We start from the raw sequence: 17350 nt of genomic DNA, 5'->3' as shown, positions 1-17350 counted from the left end.
GCTTTCTATCCGCTGGTTACTCTATCATGGTACCCGGCTCTATGTCAACCCCCTTGGCTACGCCGAAAGTCGTATTTTGCTCAGGATGGTTCAGGAAAGCTCAGGCCGGGCGTAGCCTTGATAGGCATGGCCGCCGCTGGTATAATCGCCCCTAGCCCAGCCGCCGTTCAAGCAGAGTGAGAGGCCCGCCTTGCCAACAGCACCACGCCGCCGCCAGCCCCAGCCGCGCGAGGACACCGCCCGCGCGCGGATCGCCGCCAAACGCGCAGCCAAAAAGCGGGTCTTTCCCATCGGGCTTGCGGTGGGCGTGGTGGGGATCGTGGCCATCGTGCTGATGGTCAGCATCATCGCGGGCATCAACGCCGCCATGGGCCGCATCCAGCAGGATGACCCGCGCCGCGCCACCGTGGCCCCATCCGGCCTGAGCGCGGTGCCCGCCGTGCCCGGCGCTGCCGCCCCCGCCGCAGGCTCGCTCGGCGCGCCCTTCAACATCCTGCTGGTGGGCGTCGATCGGCGCACCAACCCCGAGGAGGGCGTGCGCAGCGACACGCTGATCGCGGTGCACGTGGACCCGCAGCAGAAGACCGCCGCCATGCTCTCCATCCCGCGCGACACGATTGTGCAGGTGCCCAACGTGGGCCAGGCCAAGATCAACACGGCCTTCGCCACCGGCTACAACAACGCCGAGCAGATCTACGGGCGCGGCACCGCGCCCGACGCTGGCGGCGGCGCACTGGCCGCCGAGACGGTGGAGCAGTTCCTGGGCGTGAAGATCGACTATGTGGCCCAGGTCGACTTCAGCGGGTTCGCGCAGCTGGTGGATGCGATCGGCGGCGTGCCGATCGACCTTCAGCAGCCCCTGCTGGATGCCGAGTACCCCACCGACGACTACGGCGTGCAGCGCATCTATATGCCCGCCGGTCTGCAGGTGATGGATGGCGCGACCGCGCTGACCTTCGCCCGCTCGCGCCACTCCAGCGACGACTTTGGCCGCGCCAAGCGCCAGCAGATGGTGCTGCGCGCCATCCTCCAGCAGATCAAGGCGCGCGGCCTGGTCGAGAACGCCAGCGCGATCAGCAAGTGGCTGGATGTGCTGAGCGCCAACGTGCGCACCACCCTGCCCCTGAGCGACCCGGCCACGCTCACGTCGCTGGCCGCGCTGGCCCGCGAGATCAGCCCCGACCACATCGTGCAGCTCAGCCTGAACCCCGACGACGCCCAGCTGACCATGGACGGCTCGGATCTCTACTGGAACCAGGCCGATGTCGAGGCGCTGGTGGCCCGCTGGCAGGGCGCGGCGGGCGCGGCGGGCGGCGCGGCGGCCCGCATCCAGGTGCTGAACGCCAGCAACACCGACGGCGTGGCCACCAAGATCACCGAGAGCCTGCGCGCCCAGGGCTTCCAGATGCTGAACCCCGACAACGCCATCACCACCAGCGACACCTCGCGCCTGATCGACTTCGCCGGGCGGCCCGAGGTGGCCCAGCGGCTGGCCGCCGCGCTGGGGCTGCCTGCCAGCGCCGTGGTCGACACCCCCGGCCCCGGCGACCCGCCCGAGGCCGAGGGCGTGGACATCGTACTGCTGGTGGGCAACGATTTTGAGCAGGCCTGGCTGGGCGGGCGCTAGCTGGCGCTGTTCTTGCTAGGCCTGGGGCAGCATTCGCGCGAGACACAGAGGAGCGAGGCAGCCAGATGAGCAGCGAGCAGAACATTCACACCCCCGACTGGGTGAAGCACGCCGTGTTCTACCAGATCTTCCCCGACCGCTTTGCGATGAGCGAGCGGGTGCCCAAGCCGAACAACCTGCAGCCCTGGGAGAGCCTGCCCACCAACGAGGGCTACAAGGGCGGCGACCTGCTGGGCGTAGTCGAGCACCTCGATCACATCCAGGCCCTGGGCTGCGACGCCATCTACTTCACGCCGGTGTTCCAGTCGGCATCCAACCACCGCTACCACACCCACGACTACTACAAGATCGACCCGCTGCTGGGCGGGAACGAGGCCCTGCGCATCCTGCTGGATGAATGCCACCAGCGCGGCATCCGCGTGGTGCTGGATGGGGTGTTCAACCACGCCAGCCGGGGCTTCTTTCAGTTTAACGACATCCTAGAGCACGGCCCGCACTCGCCCTACCTCGACTGGTTCTTTGTCGAGGGCTGGCCGCTGAGCGCCTACGATGGGGCGCAGCCAGCCAACTATGTGGGCTGGGTGGGCAACCGCGCCCTGCCCAAGTTCAACACCGACAACCCCCAGGTGCGCGAGTTCATCATGCAGGTGGCCGAGTACTGGATCGCGTTCGGCATCGACGGCTGGCGGCTGGATGTGCCCTTCGAGATCAGCACACCGGGCTTCTGGCAGGAGTTCCGCCAGCGCGTGAAGCGGCTGAACCCCGAGGCCTACATCGTGGGCGAGGTCTGGGGCGTCTCGCGCCAGTGGCTCCAGGGCGACCAGTTCGACGGCGTGATGAACTACCTGTTCACCGGCGCGACTATCGCCTACACCGCTGGGCCGCGCGTGGTGCCCGCCAATGTGGAGGGCCGGAGCTACGAGACCATGCCGCCCAAATCTGCCGCGCAATACGCCGAGCATATCGCCTGGCTGCTCGGCCTCTACGACTGGGAGATCCAGCAGACCCAGCTGAACCTGCTGGACAGCCACGACACCGCGCGCCTGCTGAACATCGCCGGGGGCGACAGGGCCACGGTGCGCCTGGCCACGCTGCTGCTGCTGACCTACCCCGGCGCGCCCTCGATCTTCTACGGCGACGAGATCGGCCTAGCTGGCGATCTCGACCCCGACTCGCGCCGCACCATGCCCTGGGATGAACCTGATGCCTGGGATGGCGACATGCTGGCCTTCCACCAGCACCTGATCGCCATGCGCCACGCCCACCCGGCGCTGCGCACGGGCCGCTACCACCAGCTCTACGCCGACGATGCGGTCTACGCCTTCCTGCGCGAGGATGGCGCAGAGCGCGTGCTGGTGGCGGTGAACGCCGCCGAGGAGCCACGCAACGTGGCCATCCCCACCCTCGGGCTGCTGGCCGAGGGCGCGGCGCTCGCGCCGCTCTACGGCGCGGCGAGCGCGGAGGTGGCGGGCACGCTGGTGCGGCTCGATCTGCCCGCCCGCGAGGGCGCGGTGCTGCGAGAGGAGCGCACACAATGAGCGAGATCGCGATACGCGAGGCCACCGAGGCCGACAGCGCCACGCTGGCCCGCATGTTCGAGGTGTTCAACGCCGACTACCGCGCCATCACCATCGCGCCCGAGCAGATGGCGGCGCGGCTGCGGGCCTGCGCGGGCGTGGAGACCACGCTGCTGGCCGAGCACGACGGCCAGCCTGCGGGCTTCGTGTGCCTGCGCGTGGTGCCGTTTATGTCCGACGATACGCCCTACGCCGAGGTGAGCGACCTGTTTGTGGAACCGAGCCAGCGCCGCCGGGGCGTGGGCACGGCGCTGCTGCGGGCCGCCCACGCCCTGGCCCGCCAGCGCGGCGCAGCCGAGGTGGTGATCCTCACCGGCGACGACAACGACGACGCCCAGGCGCTCTACCGCCGCTGCGGCTACGGCGACTACGCCGTGGCGCTGCGGCTGCCGCTGGAGTAACCCTAGCAATAGAAGAGAACCCATGACACAGCCACAGCTCTCGCTCTTTCACCTCGCCCGCGCGGCCCAGCCCAGCCAGGCCGCGCCGCTGCTCATCCTGCTGCACGGCTACGGCTCCAACGAGCGCGACCTGTTCGGCCTCGCGCCCTACATCGACCCGCGCTACACCGTGGTATCGGTGCGCGCCCCGATCGCGCTGGGGCAGGGTGCCTACGCCTGGTTCCCGCTCGACTGGCGCGAGGACGGCGTGCGCTTCAGCGCCGAGGATGTGCAGGCCGCGCGCCAGCGGGTCATCCAGCTGGTGGCCGAGGCCCAGGCCGCCTACCAGCCCCAGGGCGGGCCGGTGTACCTGCTGGGCTTCAGCCAGGGCGCGATCATGAGCGCGGCCACGCTGCTGGCCCGCCCCGACATGCTAGCCGGGGCGGCGCTGATGAGCGGCAGCGCCACCCCCGACATGGCCCCCGCCGACCCGGCGGCGCTGGCCCACAGGCCGGTGCTGATCGTGCACGGTGTGTACGACGATGTGCTGCCCATCCGCCACGGTCGCCAGAGCCGCGAGGTGTTCGCGGCGCTGCCGGTCGACCTGGCCTACCACGAGTTCCCCATGGGCCACGAGGTGAGCGCGGCCAGCCTGGATGCGGTGGTGGGCTGGCTGCGCGCGCGGCTAGGCTAGCTGGCGGCAGGGCCGTGCTCCGGGCGGAGCACGGCCCCCTCTTTCCTCGGTGAACCCCTCGCTAGCTCGTAGCTAGCATGGTTTTATTGCAAAACCATTCTGCCGAATCTTGGTGTCTTGGTGTCTTGGTGGTAAAAAATCTTCGCACCTTCGCGTCTTCGTGGTAAAGAAGCCCCGTGGTAAAAAAGCGCCGCCGCAAAGCGGAGTATAATGGTGAGCTTAAAGCGCAACGAGCGTAGAGAACCCTTTGAAATCGGCTGGGGGAGCTATGTCTGCGAACGAGATCATCGGGAAGGTGGCCGAGGGGCCAGTGAAGGTTGGCGACCGCGCACCAGATTTTACGCTGCCCAATCAGTCGGGCGAGCCGGTGGCGCTGAGCGCGCTGCTGGGGCAGCGCGTGGTGGTGCTGTACTTCTACCCGAAGGACAACACCTCGGGCTGCACCGCCGAGGCCTGCGCCTTCCGCGACAGCTACGCGGTGTTCCAGGATGCCGGGGCCGAGGTGGTGGGCATCAGCACCGACACCAGCGACTCGCACCAGGCCTTTGCCGACAAGCACCGGCTGCCCTTTGTGCTGCTGAGCGATGCAGGCGGCGCGGTGCGCAGGCTCTACGGTGTGCCCGCGCTGTTCGGGGTGATGCCGGGGCGGGTGACGTATGTGATCGACCGCCGGGGCGTGGTGCGGCACATCTTCAACTCGATGTTCAACTTCGGCAAGCACGTGGATGAGGCGCTGGCGATCGTGCAGCAGCTCGCCGCCGAAGGGTAGGCGCAACAAGCGGCGCGGGGGATTCGCTCCCCGCGCCGCTTGTCTGGGCCGCGCGCCGCACCTTAGAGCTGCGGGCGGCGGGTGTGCCAGTCGGTGATCTGCTGGTAGGCGTCGCCCACGCGGAACAGCGTGGCCTCGTCGAAGGGCTTGCCGACCAGCTGGATGCCCACCGGCAGCCCGTCGGAGAAGCCGCAGGGCACCGCCAGGCCGGGCAGGCCAGCCAGGCTCACCGGCAGCGTGCAGACATCCTCCAGGTACATCGCCAGCGGGTCGTCGGTGTTCTCGCCGATCTTGAAAGCCACCGAGGGCGAGGTGGGCGTGGCGATCACATCCACCTGCTCGAAGGCCTGCATGAAATCGCGGCGGATGAGCGTGCGCACCTGCTGGGCACGCTTGTAGTAGGCATCGTAATAGCCCGCCGAGAGCGCGTAGGTACCCAGCATGATGCGCCGCCGCACCTCGGGCCCGAAGCCCGCGCCGCGCGACTGCGCCAGGGTCTGCCAGTAGTCCGCGCCCTCCTCGTGCAGGCCGTAGCGCACGGCATCGAAGCGGGCCAGGTTGGCGCTGGCCTCGGCTGGCGCGATGATGTAGTAGACCGGCAACGCGTAGGATGTGTGCGGCAGCGAGACCTCCACCACCTCGGCACCGCGCTCGCGCAGCGCCTCGATCGCGGCGCGCACGGTGGACTCCACCCCCGGCTGCATGCCCTCGACAAAGTACTCCTTGGGCACACCGATGCGCAGGCCCCGCACATCACCTGTCAGGCCCGCCAGGTAGTCGGGCACGGCCACCTGGGCGGTGGTGGCGTCGCGCTCGTCGTGGCCCGCCGTGGCCTGCAGCAGGATGGCGCAGTCGCGGGCGGTCTGGGCCATAGGGCCGATCTGATCGAGCGAGGAGCCGTAGGCCACCAGGCCGAAGCGCGAGACGCGGCCATAGGTGGGCTTCAGGCCGGTGATGCCGCACAGCGCGGCGGGCTGGCGCACGCTGCCGCCGGTGTCGGTGCCCAGGGTGCCCATGGCCTCGCCCGCCGCCAGCGCCGCCGCCGAGCCGCCCGACGAGCCGCCGGGCACGCGCTCGGTGTCCCAGGGGTTGCGCGTCACGCCGAAGGCGCTGTTCTCGGTCGAGGAGCCCATCGCGAACTCGTCGCAGTTCAGCTTGCCCAGCATCACCGCGCCCGCCGCATTCAGCCGCTCCATCACGGTGGCGTTGAAGGGCGGCACATAGTTCTCCAGGATCTTCGAGCCGCAGGTGGTGGTGACGCCCTTGGTCGAGATCACATCCTTGATGCCCAGGGGGATGCCGTGCAGCGGCGCGACCGCCGCGCCCGCCATGCGCTCGGCGTCGGCGGCTTTGGCCTGGGCCAGCGCCTGATCGCCTGTGACCTGGAGGAAGGCGCGGATGCTCGGCTCCACCGCCTCGATGCGCGACAGAAATGCCGTCGTCAGCTCCTCGGAGGAGACCTTGCCCGTATCCAGCAGCGTTCGCGCCTCGGCGATCGTCAGATGATATAGTTCTGCCATGCGTGCTCCTCGCACTCTATTCAAACCCGCATTGGGAAGCGATCAGTACCCGCTGACTTTTCCGGTAAAGACGCCCACCGCCGTCTTTATGATAATCTTGATGTCAAACAGCAGCGACCAGTTCTCCACATAGTAGAGGTCGTAGCGCGTGCGCTCCTCGATGCTGGTGTCGCCGCGCAGGCCGTTCACCTGGGCCCAGCCGGTGATGCCGGCCTTCTGGCGGTGGCGGCGCACATAGCGCGGGATGCTGCGGCTGAACTCCTCGACCCAGCGCGGCTGCTCGGGGCGCGGCCCCACCACGCTCATCTCGCCGCGCAGCACGTTGATGAACTGCGGCAGCTCATCCAGCGAGTAGCGGCGCAGGAAGCGCCCGATGGTGGTGATGCGCGGGTCGTTCTCCACCGTCCAGTTGCTGATCTGCGGCGCATCGGAGCGCATGGTGCGGAACTTGATGGTCGGGAAGGGTTTGCCATCCAGCCCCACGCGCTCCTGGATGAAAAACACCGGCCCGCGCGACTCCAGCCGCACCAGCAGCGCGATCAGCACCATCACCGGCGAGAGCAGCAGCAGCACCACGCTGGAGAACACGATGTCGAGCGCGCGCTTCATAGCCCGGTTGATCGGGTTGTCGAGCGCCACGTTCTTCACCGGCAGCAGCGGCAGGCCGCTCAGGTCGCCCACCGTCACCTCGGGGTTGATGATCAGCTGGAAGGCGTCGGGGTAGATCTTGATCTCCACCGCCTCGTCCTCGGCTAGCGCCACAATATCCATCACCTCGGCGGATGAGCGGCCCGACAGCGCGATAATCACTTCGTCAGCCTGGGCGTCGCGGATGACCTCGCCCAGCACATCGGGGCGGCCCAGCACGGGGATGCCGTGCACCAGCGAGCCGACCTCGGCGCTGTTGGAGACAAAGCCCTGCACGTGGTAGCCCAGCTCGGGCGAGCGGGCGATCGTCTCGGCGATCACCTGGCCAGGCTCGCGCGCGCCCACGATCACCACGCGCCGCGAGTCGAAGCCGCGCCGCCGCAGGGCGTAGAGCAGGGTGCGGTAGAACAGCCGCAGCAGCACCGTGGCCAGCACCGCGCTGCCCCAGCAGATCGCGATCAGCGCCGGGGTGAGCGGCACTGGCGCGGTGAGGAACGAGTTGACCACCAGCGCGCCAAACATGCCCAGCGACAGCGCCACCACCACCTTAAACATCTCATCCACGCGCGAGACGCCGCGCCGCAGCACATACAGCCCGGTGCCGATGAAGGTGGCCATGAACACCACATTGATCAGCACCAGGAACAGCGGGATGGTCAGCGGGTCATCTGGGAAGGTGAGATCGTTCAGATCGCCCACACTGTAGCGCCAGCTGTAGGCACCGATCAGGGCCGCATTTACCGCCAGCGTGTCGCAGCCCACAGCCGCAGCCAGCAGCGCCATACGCCGCACCCAGAGCGGCACCCGCCTAGCCGACACGGCGGGCTGCGGCGGGGCGGAGGAGGTTACTGCCAAGGCTCCACGCCTCCTTCAGTGTGATGCCAGCTTCAATAATCCAGTTGACCGGCGCGGGCGTGGTGGCCGCATAGTGCTTGCGGTGAAAAATACGCATCGCATCGTAGAAGGCGCGGATGGATGGGATGGGGCGTTGGCTGCTCGACGCCCGCTTGTAGTGGTGCACCACCGCCGCAGGCACATACATGATCTTCCAGCCGTACTGCTTGATGCGGTAGGCCCAGTCCAGATCCTCACCGTACATGAAGAACGCCTCATCCAGCAGCCCGGCATCGCGCACAGCGGCGGTGCGCACCAGCATGCACGCGCCCACCACCGCATCCACCTCTAGCTCCTGGTCGATGTCGGCGTAGGTCATGTTGTAGGCCCCAAAGCGCGGGCTGGAGGGGAAGAGCTTCGAGAGGCCAACCGCGTGGTACACGAAGGCCGCTGGCGATGGGAACGAGCGGCGGCAGGCCAGATCAAGCTTGCCGCTGGCCAGCAGCAGCTTGGGGCCGCACGCGCCCACGGCGGGGTGCTGCTGCATATAGCCCACCAGCGCGTCGACCGCGCCCTCGGGCACCACGGTGTCGCTGTTCAGCAGCATCACATAGTCAGGCTGGCTGGCCTGGTCGGCCAGGGCCTCGCTCAGGGCCAAGTTGTTGGCGTAGGCGTAGCCGCCGTTGGTGGGGCTGGCGATCAGGCGCACGTGCGGGAACTCGGAGGCCACCATGGCGGGGCTGCCATCGGCGGATGCGTTATCCACCACCCAGGTGGTCACCTGCGTGGCCATGGGGTGGGCATCCAGCGAGCGCAGGCAGTCGCGCAGCAGATCGCGGGTGTTGTAGTTAACGATGACTATTGCCAGCGTGGGCATTCGCCGCTCTCCATCTATCCATATCTGGCGGGCATTATACCATCATTCATGGCGGGCGCTGGCAGCTGATTGCAGGCGCGCGGCGCATTGGGACGGGCAGGGGTGAAACCGAGCGATTCGTACATCGTACCTTACTATGGATTCTGGATTGAGCGAGGACCATCATGTCAAATAGCATCACGCTGCTGATCATACTCATCTGGGGAGTGGCCACCATCCTGCTGCATATCGCCTTCGCCGCAGGCGTGTCGCGCGACGCATCGGCCCGCGAGCAGCGCGGCCTGGCCACGCACATGGTCGGGCCGCGCTGGTGGATGCTGGCCGCACTGCTGGGCGGGGTGCTGCCCGCCGCGATCTACTGGCTGCTGCACTACGCCACTGTGTTCACCGCGCCCGAGCCGCTGCAGCCCCAGGCCGAGCGGCCCGAGGCGTAGGCCAGCAGCACCACGGCGGACGCTGCTGGCCAGGGCGGCCTAGCCCAGGTACTTGCCCACCAGCAGCGCCAGCGCCTGCCTGCGCTCCGCCGGAATGGCCTCGGGCGCAGTCATGATCGCCCCGGCCAGGGCGTGGTAGGCCGGGCTGTCGAAGCCAGCCGCAATGGCGGGGATGGCCTGGGCGATGCTCTGCTGGGCGGCGGCGGTGTTCTTGTGCATGGTCGCCACCACCATCTCCACCGTCACCGCGTCGTGCGAGGGGTGCCAGCAGTCGTAGTCGGTGACCATGGCAAACATGGCGTAGGGAATCTCGGCCTCGCGGGCCAGCTTGGCCTCGGGCAGGGCCGTCATGCCCACCAGGTCGAACCCAGCGCGGCGGTTCTCCTCGCTCTCGGCCAAGGTCGAGAACTGCGGCCCTTCCATGCAGGTGTAGGTGCCGCCGAAGTGCACCGCCGCCCCGGCCCGCTGCGCCGCCTCGAACAGGATGGCCGAGAGCGCGGGGTCGAAGGGCTTGTCGAAGGGCACGTGGGCCACGATGCCCTCGCCAAAGAAGCTGGCCGGGCGGATGCCCTTGGTGCGGTCGAAGAGCTGGGTGGGCACCACCAGCTGCCCTGGGGCGTAGTCCTCGCGCAGGCTGCCCACCGCGCTCACCGCGATCAGCGCCTTTACTCCCAGCTGCTTGAACCCAAAAATGTTGGCGCGGCTGGGCACCTCGCTGGGCGTGAGGCGGTGGCCCAAGCCGTGGCGCGGCAGGAAGGCCACGCGCTGCCCGCCCAGCGTGCCCACCACATAGGTGTCGCTCGGCGACCCGAAGGGCGTCTGCAGCGCCACCTGCTCCACATCGGCCAGCCCCGGCATAGCGTACAGCCCGCTGCCGCCAATCACCCCAATCGTAGCCTCTGTCATGGTCTTTTCTCCTGCAAATAGTTTGACGCACCAAACGCCGTTTGGCCAGCGAGCAGATATACCTTACACACGGTATAAAAATCGCCGCACCCCAGTGAGGTGGGAGGCGAGCAGCTGAATCCCAATAGTTCGTAGCGCAAAGAAGATTGCCGAGACGCGATCATAGTTTCTGCATAGGTACGACCAAACATCGGGCACAATCTCTTGACAAGATGTATACAAAATGCAACAATAAAAACACCGGCATCATACCACGCTGCTGTAGTGGATGTGCATTATTAGGTATCACCGTGAGACAGCGTACATCGCCTCAATCCGCCATCCCGCTCCCAGAAACAACATCGCTTTACACAAGCGCCGAGCAAATAGCCTCGCGGCTTGTGCGCGCAGTTGGGGGGCAGGCATGCTATATATCGCTGGTGGGCAATGCCGGGCGCAGCCCGCGCCTGCTGCTGGCCGTCGGCGCGAGCGATCTGCCGCCAGCCCGCTCGAAGGACATCTCGCCGCTGCTGCGCCGCACGCGGGCGAGCGCCGAGCCGGTGCAGGTGCAGGTCGATGGCCTGCCCGCCCTGGCCATCCCACTGATGAACGGCAGCCGCCACCTCGGCTCGGCCATCCTCGTGTTCGCCGCCGAGTCCCCATTCGATCCGCAGCAGGTGCTGGCCGCCGCCCAGCTGGCCGCCGAGGCGCTGGATGCCGCGCGGCGGCTGGCCGCCGCCCAGCTGCAGGCCGAGGAGATCGCCGAGCGCGCCAGGGTGCGCGAGATCCAGGTGAGCCGCAACCTGATACGGGGCGTGATCGACAGCATCCCCATGGGCCTGGTGCTGCTGGATGCCGACGGCACCGTGCTGGCCGCCAACCGCGCGATCTCGGATCGGGTGGGGCTAGACCCCGCCGCGCTGGTGGGCATGCACTACAGCGCCGCCATCGGGGCCTGGCCCGACTCGCCCGCCAGCAAGACACTATTCAGCGGCCAGGCCGCCCACACGCGGCGCATGGTGCAGCGCGCCGACGGCGGGCAGACCCTGCTTGAGGTCAGCGGATTCCCGCTCTTCGACGCCGACGAGCGCCCCGTGCAGGCGGTCGAGGTCTGGGAGGACATCACCGAGCGCGTGTCGCTGCAGACCCAGCTGGTGCGCGCCGAGCGCCTAGCCGCCATCGGCCAGCTGGCCGCCAGCATCGCCCACGAGGTCGGCAACCCGCTGCAGGCCATCCAGGGCTTCCTCTCGCTCTTCCTCGAGCAGTGCGACGAAAGCCTGCCCAACCTCCAGTTCCTGCAGCTCGCCGAGGATGAGATCGAGCGGATCGTGCAGGTGATCGCCCGCCTGCGCGACCTCTACCGCCCGCGCGCCGATGTGGTTGCCCCGGTCGACATCAACGAACTGATCGAAAACGTACTCCTCCTCACCGGCAAGCAGATGGAGCGCTACCACGTGCGGGCAGCGCGCAGCCTCGACCCGTCGCTGCCCCAGGTCGCCTGCGTAGCCGACCAGATCAAGCAGGTGCTGCTCAACCTGGTGCTCAACGCCATCGACGCCATGAAGGGCGGCGGCGAGCTGCGGGTCAGCACGCGCACGCGCGACGAGGCCAACCTTGGCAGCGTGATCGATATCGTCGTGGCCGACACCGGCGTGGGCATCGCCGCCGATCAGCTCCCGCACCTGTTCGATGGGCTCAACACCACCAAAGAGCGCGGGATGGGACTTGGCCTCTACACCAGCAAGGCAATTATCGAGCGTCATATGGGGCGGATCTCAGTCACCAGCACTGTGGGAGAGGGAACCACCTTCACGATCACTCTGCCTGTAGAAGCATAAGGAGCGTACGTCTATGACTCAGCCGGTTCGTATTCTGATAGTCGATGATGAACCCTCAGTGCGAATGATGCTAGAGGCCGCGTTGCGTTCCAGCGGGTACCGTGTGCAGTCGGTCGGGTCGGGGGCCGAGGCGCGCGAGCACATTATCGATGTGGAGTTCGACATGGTGCTGCTCGACCTGCGGCTCGGCGACATCGATGGCATCGAGCTGCTGCAAGAGATCAAGCAGCGCTGGCCCGCCACCGAGGTCATCCTGCTCACCGCCCACGGCTCGATCAACAGCGCCATCGCCGCGCTACGCCACGGTGCCTACGACTACCTGCTCAAGCCCGCCCAGGTACACGACATCCGCGAGCGGGTTGAGCGCGGCCTGACCCGCCGCCGCGCATCCATCCAGCGCACCGACCTGCTGCAGCGCATCAGCGAGAGCGCCCGCGCGCTCGGGATCATCGAGAGCGGCGGCGGCCTGGATCTGCAGCCCGCTGGCGGCAGCTCGGATCGGATCGAGGTGGGGCCGCTGGTGCTCGACCTGCGCCGCCACGGCGTGACGCTGGGCGGGCATAGCCTCTCGCTCACCCGCACCGAGTTCTCGCTGCTCACCGCGCTCTCGCAGCAGCCCGACACCGCCCTCAGCTACTCGGTGCTCTCCGAGGCGGTCTATGGCCGCGCCCAGCCCGAGGACGAGGCCCGCGCCCTGCTGCGCCCCCACATCGCCCGGCTGCGCCACAAGCTGGAGTCCACCGGGGCCACCGGCGTGATGCTGGTGAGCATCCGCAGCATGGGCTACATGCTGCAAACCGAATAGCGCCCCACAGCGTACAGAAAGCGGCGGCTGCGCAGTGTGCCAGCCGCCGCTTTCTGCGTTTGTCGGAGGATACGACCATGACAGCCAGGGCCGAGGCTTTCCCCACCCTTCAGGGCCACGAGTTTGTAAACCTCACCACCTACCGCAAAAGCGGCGCGGCGGTGGTCACGCCGGTCTGGTTCGCCCAGGTCGGCGCCACGCTCTATGTCGTCACCCAGGATGGCTCGGGCAAGGTCAAGCGGCTGCGGGCCAACCCCATGGCGCAGCTGGCCCCGGCCACCCGCCGAGGCGAGCCGCTGGGCCAGCCGGTGCCCGCCCAGGGCCGCATCCTGGGTGCCGCCGAGGCCGCGCAGGCCAGCCAGGCGCTGGACAAAAAATACGGCTGGCAGAAGCGCCTCTTCGACGTATTCGCCAAGCTGCGCGGCAGCACCGAGAGCCGGGTCTACCTGGCCTTCGAGCCAGCCGATGCCTAGGCGGCGGGGGCAGCTGGCCACGGCCTGCGGATCACAGCGTAGAGCACACCGCAGTAGATCACAATACCATAGATCCCAGGTGTGAGCAGCAGTACGCCTAGGCCGATATGCAGCCCGTTATACAGCAGTGGCATGCCATCAGTCCAACCCGCAGGCCATACCGCCAGCGCGCTGCCCAGTACCAGCCACGCTCGGATGCTGCGGTCGCGCGTCTGCTCCACATAGCGCAGCAGCACCAACCCCGGCAGCAGCAGCAGCACCGAGTTATACGACCCGTTGATCGGTGAGAGCAGCAGCATGGCACACAGCCACAAGCAGTACTCCGGCAGCCGCTTACGCTCGTCATCCACGCGGCGCACGGCATCGGCGCACAGCGCCAGCAGCCCGCCCGAGCACACGATCGTCAGCGCGCGAGCCAGCAGAGGTGCGTCGAAAAGCGGCCGCGAGTAGGGGTTCGCCACCAGCAGGCGCGTCCAGAAGCCATGAAACGAGAGGTTGAACTCGGCACCATAGGGGTGATTACTGCTGGTAATCACCGTGGACGCAAAGATCCGGTAGTGATCGATGCCGTAGAATGGCAGGAAGATCGCCAGCAGCAGCAGTCCCGCCGCCACAGCCCACCAGGCCACGCGGCGCGGCCCGCGCACCAGCGCGTACACGCCCATCAGCCCGGGGTAGAGCTTCACGATGGTAGCCAATGCGAGAAAGATCCCGCTCAAGGCTGAGCGCGTATTCCAGAACAGATAGGCCGCCACCAGCAGCAGCGCCATCACGATGCTGGTCTGCCCAAGCTGCAGGCTCAGCCGCGTGGGCGGGGCCAGCGCCACCAGCAGCGCCAGCACGCCCCAGTAGCGCCGCGCCAGCTGCGCGGGGGCCAGCTGCAGGCACGCCGCGATCAGCCCGGCCAGCGCCAGCAGGTTCACCCCAAACCAGATCCGCTGGCCCAGCGCGTGGCTCACCATGCCAAACGGGCGGAACAGGTAGGCAAAGACCGGCGTATACTTGAAGCCCTGCTCATTGCCATCATCCGACTGCCCAGGCTTCGAGGTCTCCACCAGCAGCTCACGGTTGGCGTAGGGGTTGCCTTGCTCAATCAGGTCAACCGCGCCTCGGCGCAGTTGCTTAAAGTCATCGACATCATACGTCAGGACCGACGCGAGCAGGGCGAGCCACAGCGCAGCAAGCAGGCAGCACAGCAGATTCAGCCGCCTGGGTTGGCGCAAGAGCGTAGTAATCATAGCTTTGATGCAACAACAGCGCCCGCCATGCTGGCCTGGCGCTGACGATACCACGAGAGCAGCAGCACAAGGAAGAGCGGCCCGTAGCCGATTGGGGCAAGATTGTCGCTGGGAATGACCTGTAGCCATACAAGTGAGATAATGATGCTCGAGATAGCCAGGCAGATCTGCTCGATTTTCCCTATCGGATTCAGCGCCAGCAGCACTAGATACTGCTCCCAGCAGATCGACGCGCCCGCCAGCATCGTGGGGATCAGCGGCCTCACCCCCTCGCTGCGCCGGATCGCCCCATACGTCAGCGCAATAAAGATCGTGATCACCGCCAGCGAGGTAAGCATCGGCGAGAGGCTCGGCAGCACAGTCCACAGGATGCGCACCACCGAGAGGTTACGGATGTCGCGCACCTGCACCAGCGTGTTCTGCGGGGTGTAGGCCAGCCAGCCTGCGGTGGTGCCCAAACCCAACACCAGCTCGGAGAGCATGGTGGCCAGCGCCCCAGCTGCGGCAGCGGCCACCGCCGCCCTGCGCCGCCCCGCTACCCACATCCCAAAGATGAACAGCACAGGGTAGAGCTTGAGCGCCGCCGCCAGCCCAATTGCCACCCCTGATCCAAGCTCAGAGCGATCCTTCCACAGCAGAGACAAGGCGACCAGGCCGAACATCGCCGCCTCAAGCCCGCCAAGGATGAGTACCACCAGCCAGAAGGTCGCGGTCAGCAGGCATGACAGCGGAGGTATCTTCAGTGCCTGCCAGCCCCAGATCATGATCAGCCAACTCAGCAGCAGCCATACCAGCTGGGCCTGCTTCCACGAAAGCAATGCGAGCGGCAGAAAAAGCACTGTCGCCAGCGGAGGATGGGCGGTCTGCGGGATACGGTCGGGGGGATAGAAGTCAGAGCAACACAGTGCCATCAGCTTGGGTGTGCTATCGTTAGAGGAGTAGCCGTGCCAATGCCCCCACGCGGCAGCGTAGTCCTGCATGGCATCCGTGTAGGGAAAAAAGCTTGTGCAGTAGAGCGCCCCAGCGAGCACCAAAATGCCAATCAGCAATCGCAGCTGGAAGTCGCGCTGTCGAAGAAGGTGCATAGTTCGTACCAGCCTGTGCTTGAAAAAAGAAAGAACACGATGAGCGAGCCAACGATTATTGTGGGCGGGGGGCTGGGCGGCCTCGCGGCGGCCATCCACCTAGCCCTGGCGGGGCGGCATGTGCGCCTGTTCGAGAAAAATGCCACGCTCGGCGGCAAGGCCAGCGCGGTGCAGGCCGAGGGCTACACCTTCGATATCGGCCCCTCGCTGATGACCATGCCATGGGTTGCGCGCCAGCTCTTCGCGGCGGCGGGCAGGCGGCTGGACGATTATATCACCCTTGAGCCGCTGGAGATCACCTGCCGCTACCGCTGGCCCGACGGCACGCAGTTTGACGCGCACCAGTCGCTGCCGCTGCTGCTAGACGAGATCCGCCGACTAGAGCCGCGCGACGTCGCGGCGCTGCTGCGCTTCATGCGCTACGGCGAGCGGATCTATAGCGCCGTGGCCGAGCCATTCCTGCTCAACCCCTTCGACGGCCTGCGCGACCTCGTGCGCCCCGAGCTGCTGCGCGATACGTGGAAGATCGACCCCATGCGCACCGTCGATCAGGCGGTGCGCTCGTTCTTCGCCAGCCCCCACCTGCGCCAGGTCTTCAACCGCTACGCCACCTACAACGGATCCTCGCCCTACCTGGCCCCGGCCACCTTCAACCTGATCGCCTACATCGAGCTAGCCGAGGGCGGCTGGTATGTGCGCGGCGGCATGTACGCCCTGGTGCAGGCCATCGCCGCGCTGGCCCGCGAGCTGGGGGTGGAGATCCACACCAGTGCGCCAGTGGATGAGGTGCTGCTGCGCGGTGGACGCGCCGTGGGCGTGCGGGCCATGGGCCAGCGCATCCCCGCGCGCGCGGTGGTGGTGAACGCCGACCCGCGCTACGCCTACGAGCGGCTCATCCCCGGTGGCGCGGGCACAGCGGCCCGGCTGGCCCGCCACGAACTGGCCACCAGCGGCTTCGTGCTGCTGCTGGGCGTCGACCGCCGCTACCCCCAGCTGCGCCACCACAACATCTTCTTCTCCGCCGACTACCCCGCCGAGTTCCAGGCGCTGTTCCGCCACCGCGTCCCCGCGCCCGACCCCACCATCTACATCTGCGCCACCGCCCTGGCCGACCCATCCCACGCGCCCGCTGGCCACACCAACATGTTCGTGCTGGTCAATGCCCCATCCTCGGGCCGCACCCGCTGGCTGCGCGAGGCCCAGGGCTACCGCGATACCATCATCGCCAAGCTGGAGCGCATGGGGCTGGATGATCTGGGTGCGCACATCGCCTACGAGCAGATCCTCACCCCCGACGACTTCGCCGCGCGCTACAATGCGCCGGGCGGCAGCATCTACGGCCTGGCATCCAACTCGCCGTTTAGCGCGTTCCTGCGCCCGCCGCTGCGCGCCAGGGGCCTGGGCGGCCTCTACTTCGTGGGCGGCGGCACCCACCCAGGCGGCGGCATCCCGCTGGTGCTGCTCTCAGGGCGTGCGGTGGCCAGCCGCGTGCTGCGCGATCTCTAACCAGCGCCGCAGAATCGCTCTTCAATCGTTAAATATCGATAGAGAGGTTGATACCGCCAAGCTGCAGTGCTATTATCAGCGCATAGCCCCCAAGCAACCGATCTTGGGAAGCACATACACAACAAGGCAATAGCTCACAAGTAGGTGAGTGGCGGCGTAT

16 protein-coding genes are annotated in these 17350 nt (G+C 67.2%); 10 read left to right on the top strand and 6 right to left on the bottom strand.

The features are described 5' to 3' along the window. Positions 1 to 250 precede the first annotated feature (250 nt). The 5 genes from F8S13_14275 (at position 251) to F8S13_14255 (ending at position 5047) form a co-directional block, all read left to right on the top strand. Positions 251 to 1627, top strand: a complete 1377-nt coding sequence (locus F8S13_14275; GenBank protein ID KAB8142771.1) for a LytR family transcriptional regulator — start codon at positions 251 to 253, stop codon at positions 1625 to 1627. Between the two features lie 65 nt (positions 1628 to 1692). Then, positions 1693 to 3165, top strand: coding sequence for a DUF3459 domain-containing protein (locus F8S13_14270; protein KAB8142714.1), 1473 nt, complete (start codon positions 1693 to 1695; stop codon positions 3163 to 3165). Then, positions 3162 to 3605, top strand: a complete 444-nt coding sequence (locus F8S13_14265; protein ID KAB8142713.1) for a GNAT family N-acetyltransferase — start codon at positions 3162 to 3164, stop codon at positions 3603 to 3605. Before F8S13_14270 ends, F8S13_14265 begins: the two co-directional genes overlap by 4 nt. 22 nt (positions 3606 to 3627) lie before the next feature. Further along, complete coding sequence (locus F8S13_14260; protein KAB8142712.1) at positions 3628 to 4278, top strand: alpha/beta hydrolase; 651 nt, start codon at positions 3628 to 3630, stop codon at positions 4276 to 4278. 268 nt (positions 4279 to 4546) lie between these two features. Then, positions 4547 to 5047 carry a peroxiredoxin gene (locus tag F8S13_14255; protein ID KAB8142711.1) on the top strand — a complete coding sequence of 167 codons (501 nt, stop codon included), beginning with the start codon at positions 4547 to 4549 and terminating at the stop codon, positions 5045 to 5047. A 62-nt stretch (positions 5048 to 5109) separates the two neighbouring features. Here the strand turns inward: F8S13_14255 and gatA are convergent, their stop codons facing one another. The 3 genes from gatA to F8S13_14240 are packed head-to-tail and all read right to left on the bottom strand — an operon-like array spanning position 5110 to position 8926. Next, on the bottom strand, positions 5110 to 6567 hold the full coding sequence (gene gatA, locus F8S13_14250) for an Asp-tRNA(Asn)/Glu-tRNA(Gln) amidotransferase subunit GatA (GenBank protein ID KAB8142710.1): 1458 nt from the start codon (positions 6565 to 6567) through the stop codon (positions 5110 to 5112). A 42-nt stretch (positions 6568 to 6609) separates the two neighbouring features. Beyond that, positions 6610 to 7998, bottom strand: a complete 1389-nt coding sequence (locus F8S13_14245; GenBank protein KAB8142770.1) for an undecaprenyl-phosphate glucose phosphotransferase — start codon at positions 7996 to 7998, stop codon at positions 6610 to 6612. Between the two features lie 25 nt (positions 7999 to 8023). After that, positions 8024 to 8926: a glycosyltransferase family 2 protein gene (locus tag F8S13_14240; protein KAB8142709.1), complete on the bottom strand. Its 903-nt coding sequence runs from the start codon at positions 8924 to 8926 to the stop codon at positions 8024 to 8026. 164 nt (positions 8927 to 9090) lie between these two features. Between F8S13_14240 and F8S13_14235 the strand changes: the two genes are divergently transcribed. Next, positions 9091 to 9360: a hypothetical protein gene (locus F8S13_14235; GenBank protein KAB8142708.1), complete on the top strand. Its 270-nt coding sequence runs from the start codon at positions 9091 to 9093 to the stop codon at positions 9358 to 9360. Positions 9361 to 9399: 39 nt separating this feature from the next. Here F8S13_14235 and mtnP read toward each other — a convergent pair whose 3' ends face one another. After that, positions 9400 to 10266 carry an S-methyl-5'-thioadenosine phosphorylase gene (gene mtnP, locus F8S13_14230; GenBank protein ID KAB8142707.1) on the bottom strand — a complete coding sequence of 289 codons (867 nt, stop codon included), beginning with the start codon at positions 10264 to 10266 and terminating at the stop codon, positions 9400 to 9402. Positions 10267 to 10478: 212 nt separating this feature from the next. On the opposite strand from mtnP, the gene F8S13_14225 reads away from it, so the two are divergent. The 3 genes from F8S13_14225 to F8S13_14215 all read left to right on the top strand — a co-directional run bounded on the left by F8S13_14225 (position 10479) and on the right by F8S13_14215 (position 13361). Then, a complete protein-coding gene (locus F8S13_14225; GenBank protein KAB8142706.1) occupies positions 10479 to 12083 on the top strand; it encodes a PAS domain-containing protein in 1605 nt (534 codons plus the stop codon). A gap of 13 nt (positions 12084 to 12096) precedes the next feature. Next, a complete protein-coding gene (locus F8S13_14220) occupies positions 12097 to 12888 on the top strand; it encodes a response regulator transcription factor (GenBank protein KAB8142705.1) in 792 nt (263 codons plus the stop codon). A gap of 77 nt (positions 12889 to 12965) precedes the next feature. Next, positions 12966 to 13361: a PPOX class F420-dependent oxidoreductase gene (locus F8S13_14215; GenBank protein ID KAB8142704.1), complete on the top strand. Its 396-nt coding sequence runs from the start codon at positions 12966 to 12968 to the stop codon at positions 13359 to 13361. On the opposite strand, the gene F8S13_14210 is transcribed toward F8S13_14215, so the two are convergent. After that, positions 13358 to 14728, bottom strand: a complete 1371-nt coding sequence (locus tag F8S13_14210; protein KAB8142703.1) for a DUF2029 domain-containing protein — start codon at positions 14726 to 14728, stop codon at positions 13358 to 13360. The two genes, F8S13_14215 and F8S13_14210, sit on opposite strands and share 4 nt — an antisense overlap. Next, on the bottom strand, positions 14596 to 15684 hold the full coding sequence (locus F8S13_14205; protein ID KAB8142702.1) for a DUF2029 domain-containing protein: 1089 nt from the start codon (positions 15682 to 15684) through the stop codon (positions 14596 to 14598). Before F8S13_14205 ends, F8S13_14210 begins: the two co-directional genes overlap by 133 nt. Positions 15685 to 15723: 39 nt before the next feature. Here F8S13_14205 and crtI point away from each other — a divergent pair, with 39 nt between their 5' ends. Next, complete coding sequence (gene crtI, locus F8S13_14200) at positions 15724 to 17190, top strand: phytoene desaturase (protein ID KAB8142701.1); 1467 nt, start codon at positions 15724 to 15726, stop codon at positions 17188 to 17190. The last annotated feature ends 160 nt before the right edge of the window (positions 17191 to 17350 follow it).

It is taken from the genome of Chloroflexia bacterium SDU3-3, assembly GCA_009268125.1.
GTDB lineage: Bacteria > Chloroflexota > Chloroflexia > Chloroflexales > Roseiflexaceae > SDU3-3.
This window is presented reverse-complemented; position numbering and strand designations above follow the sequence as displayed.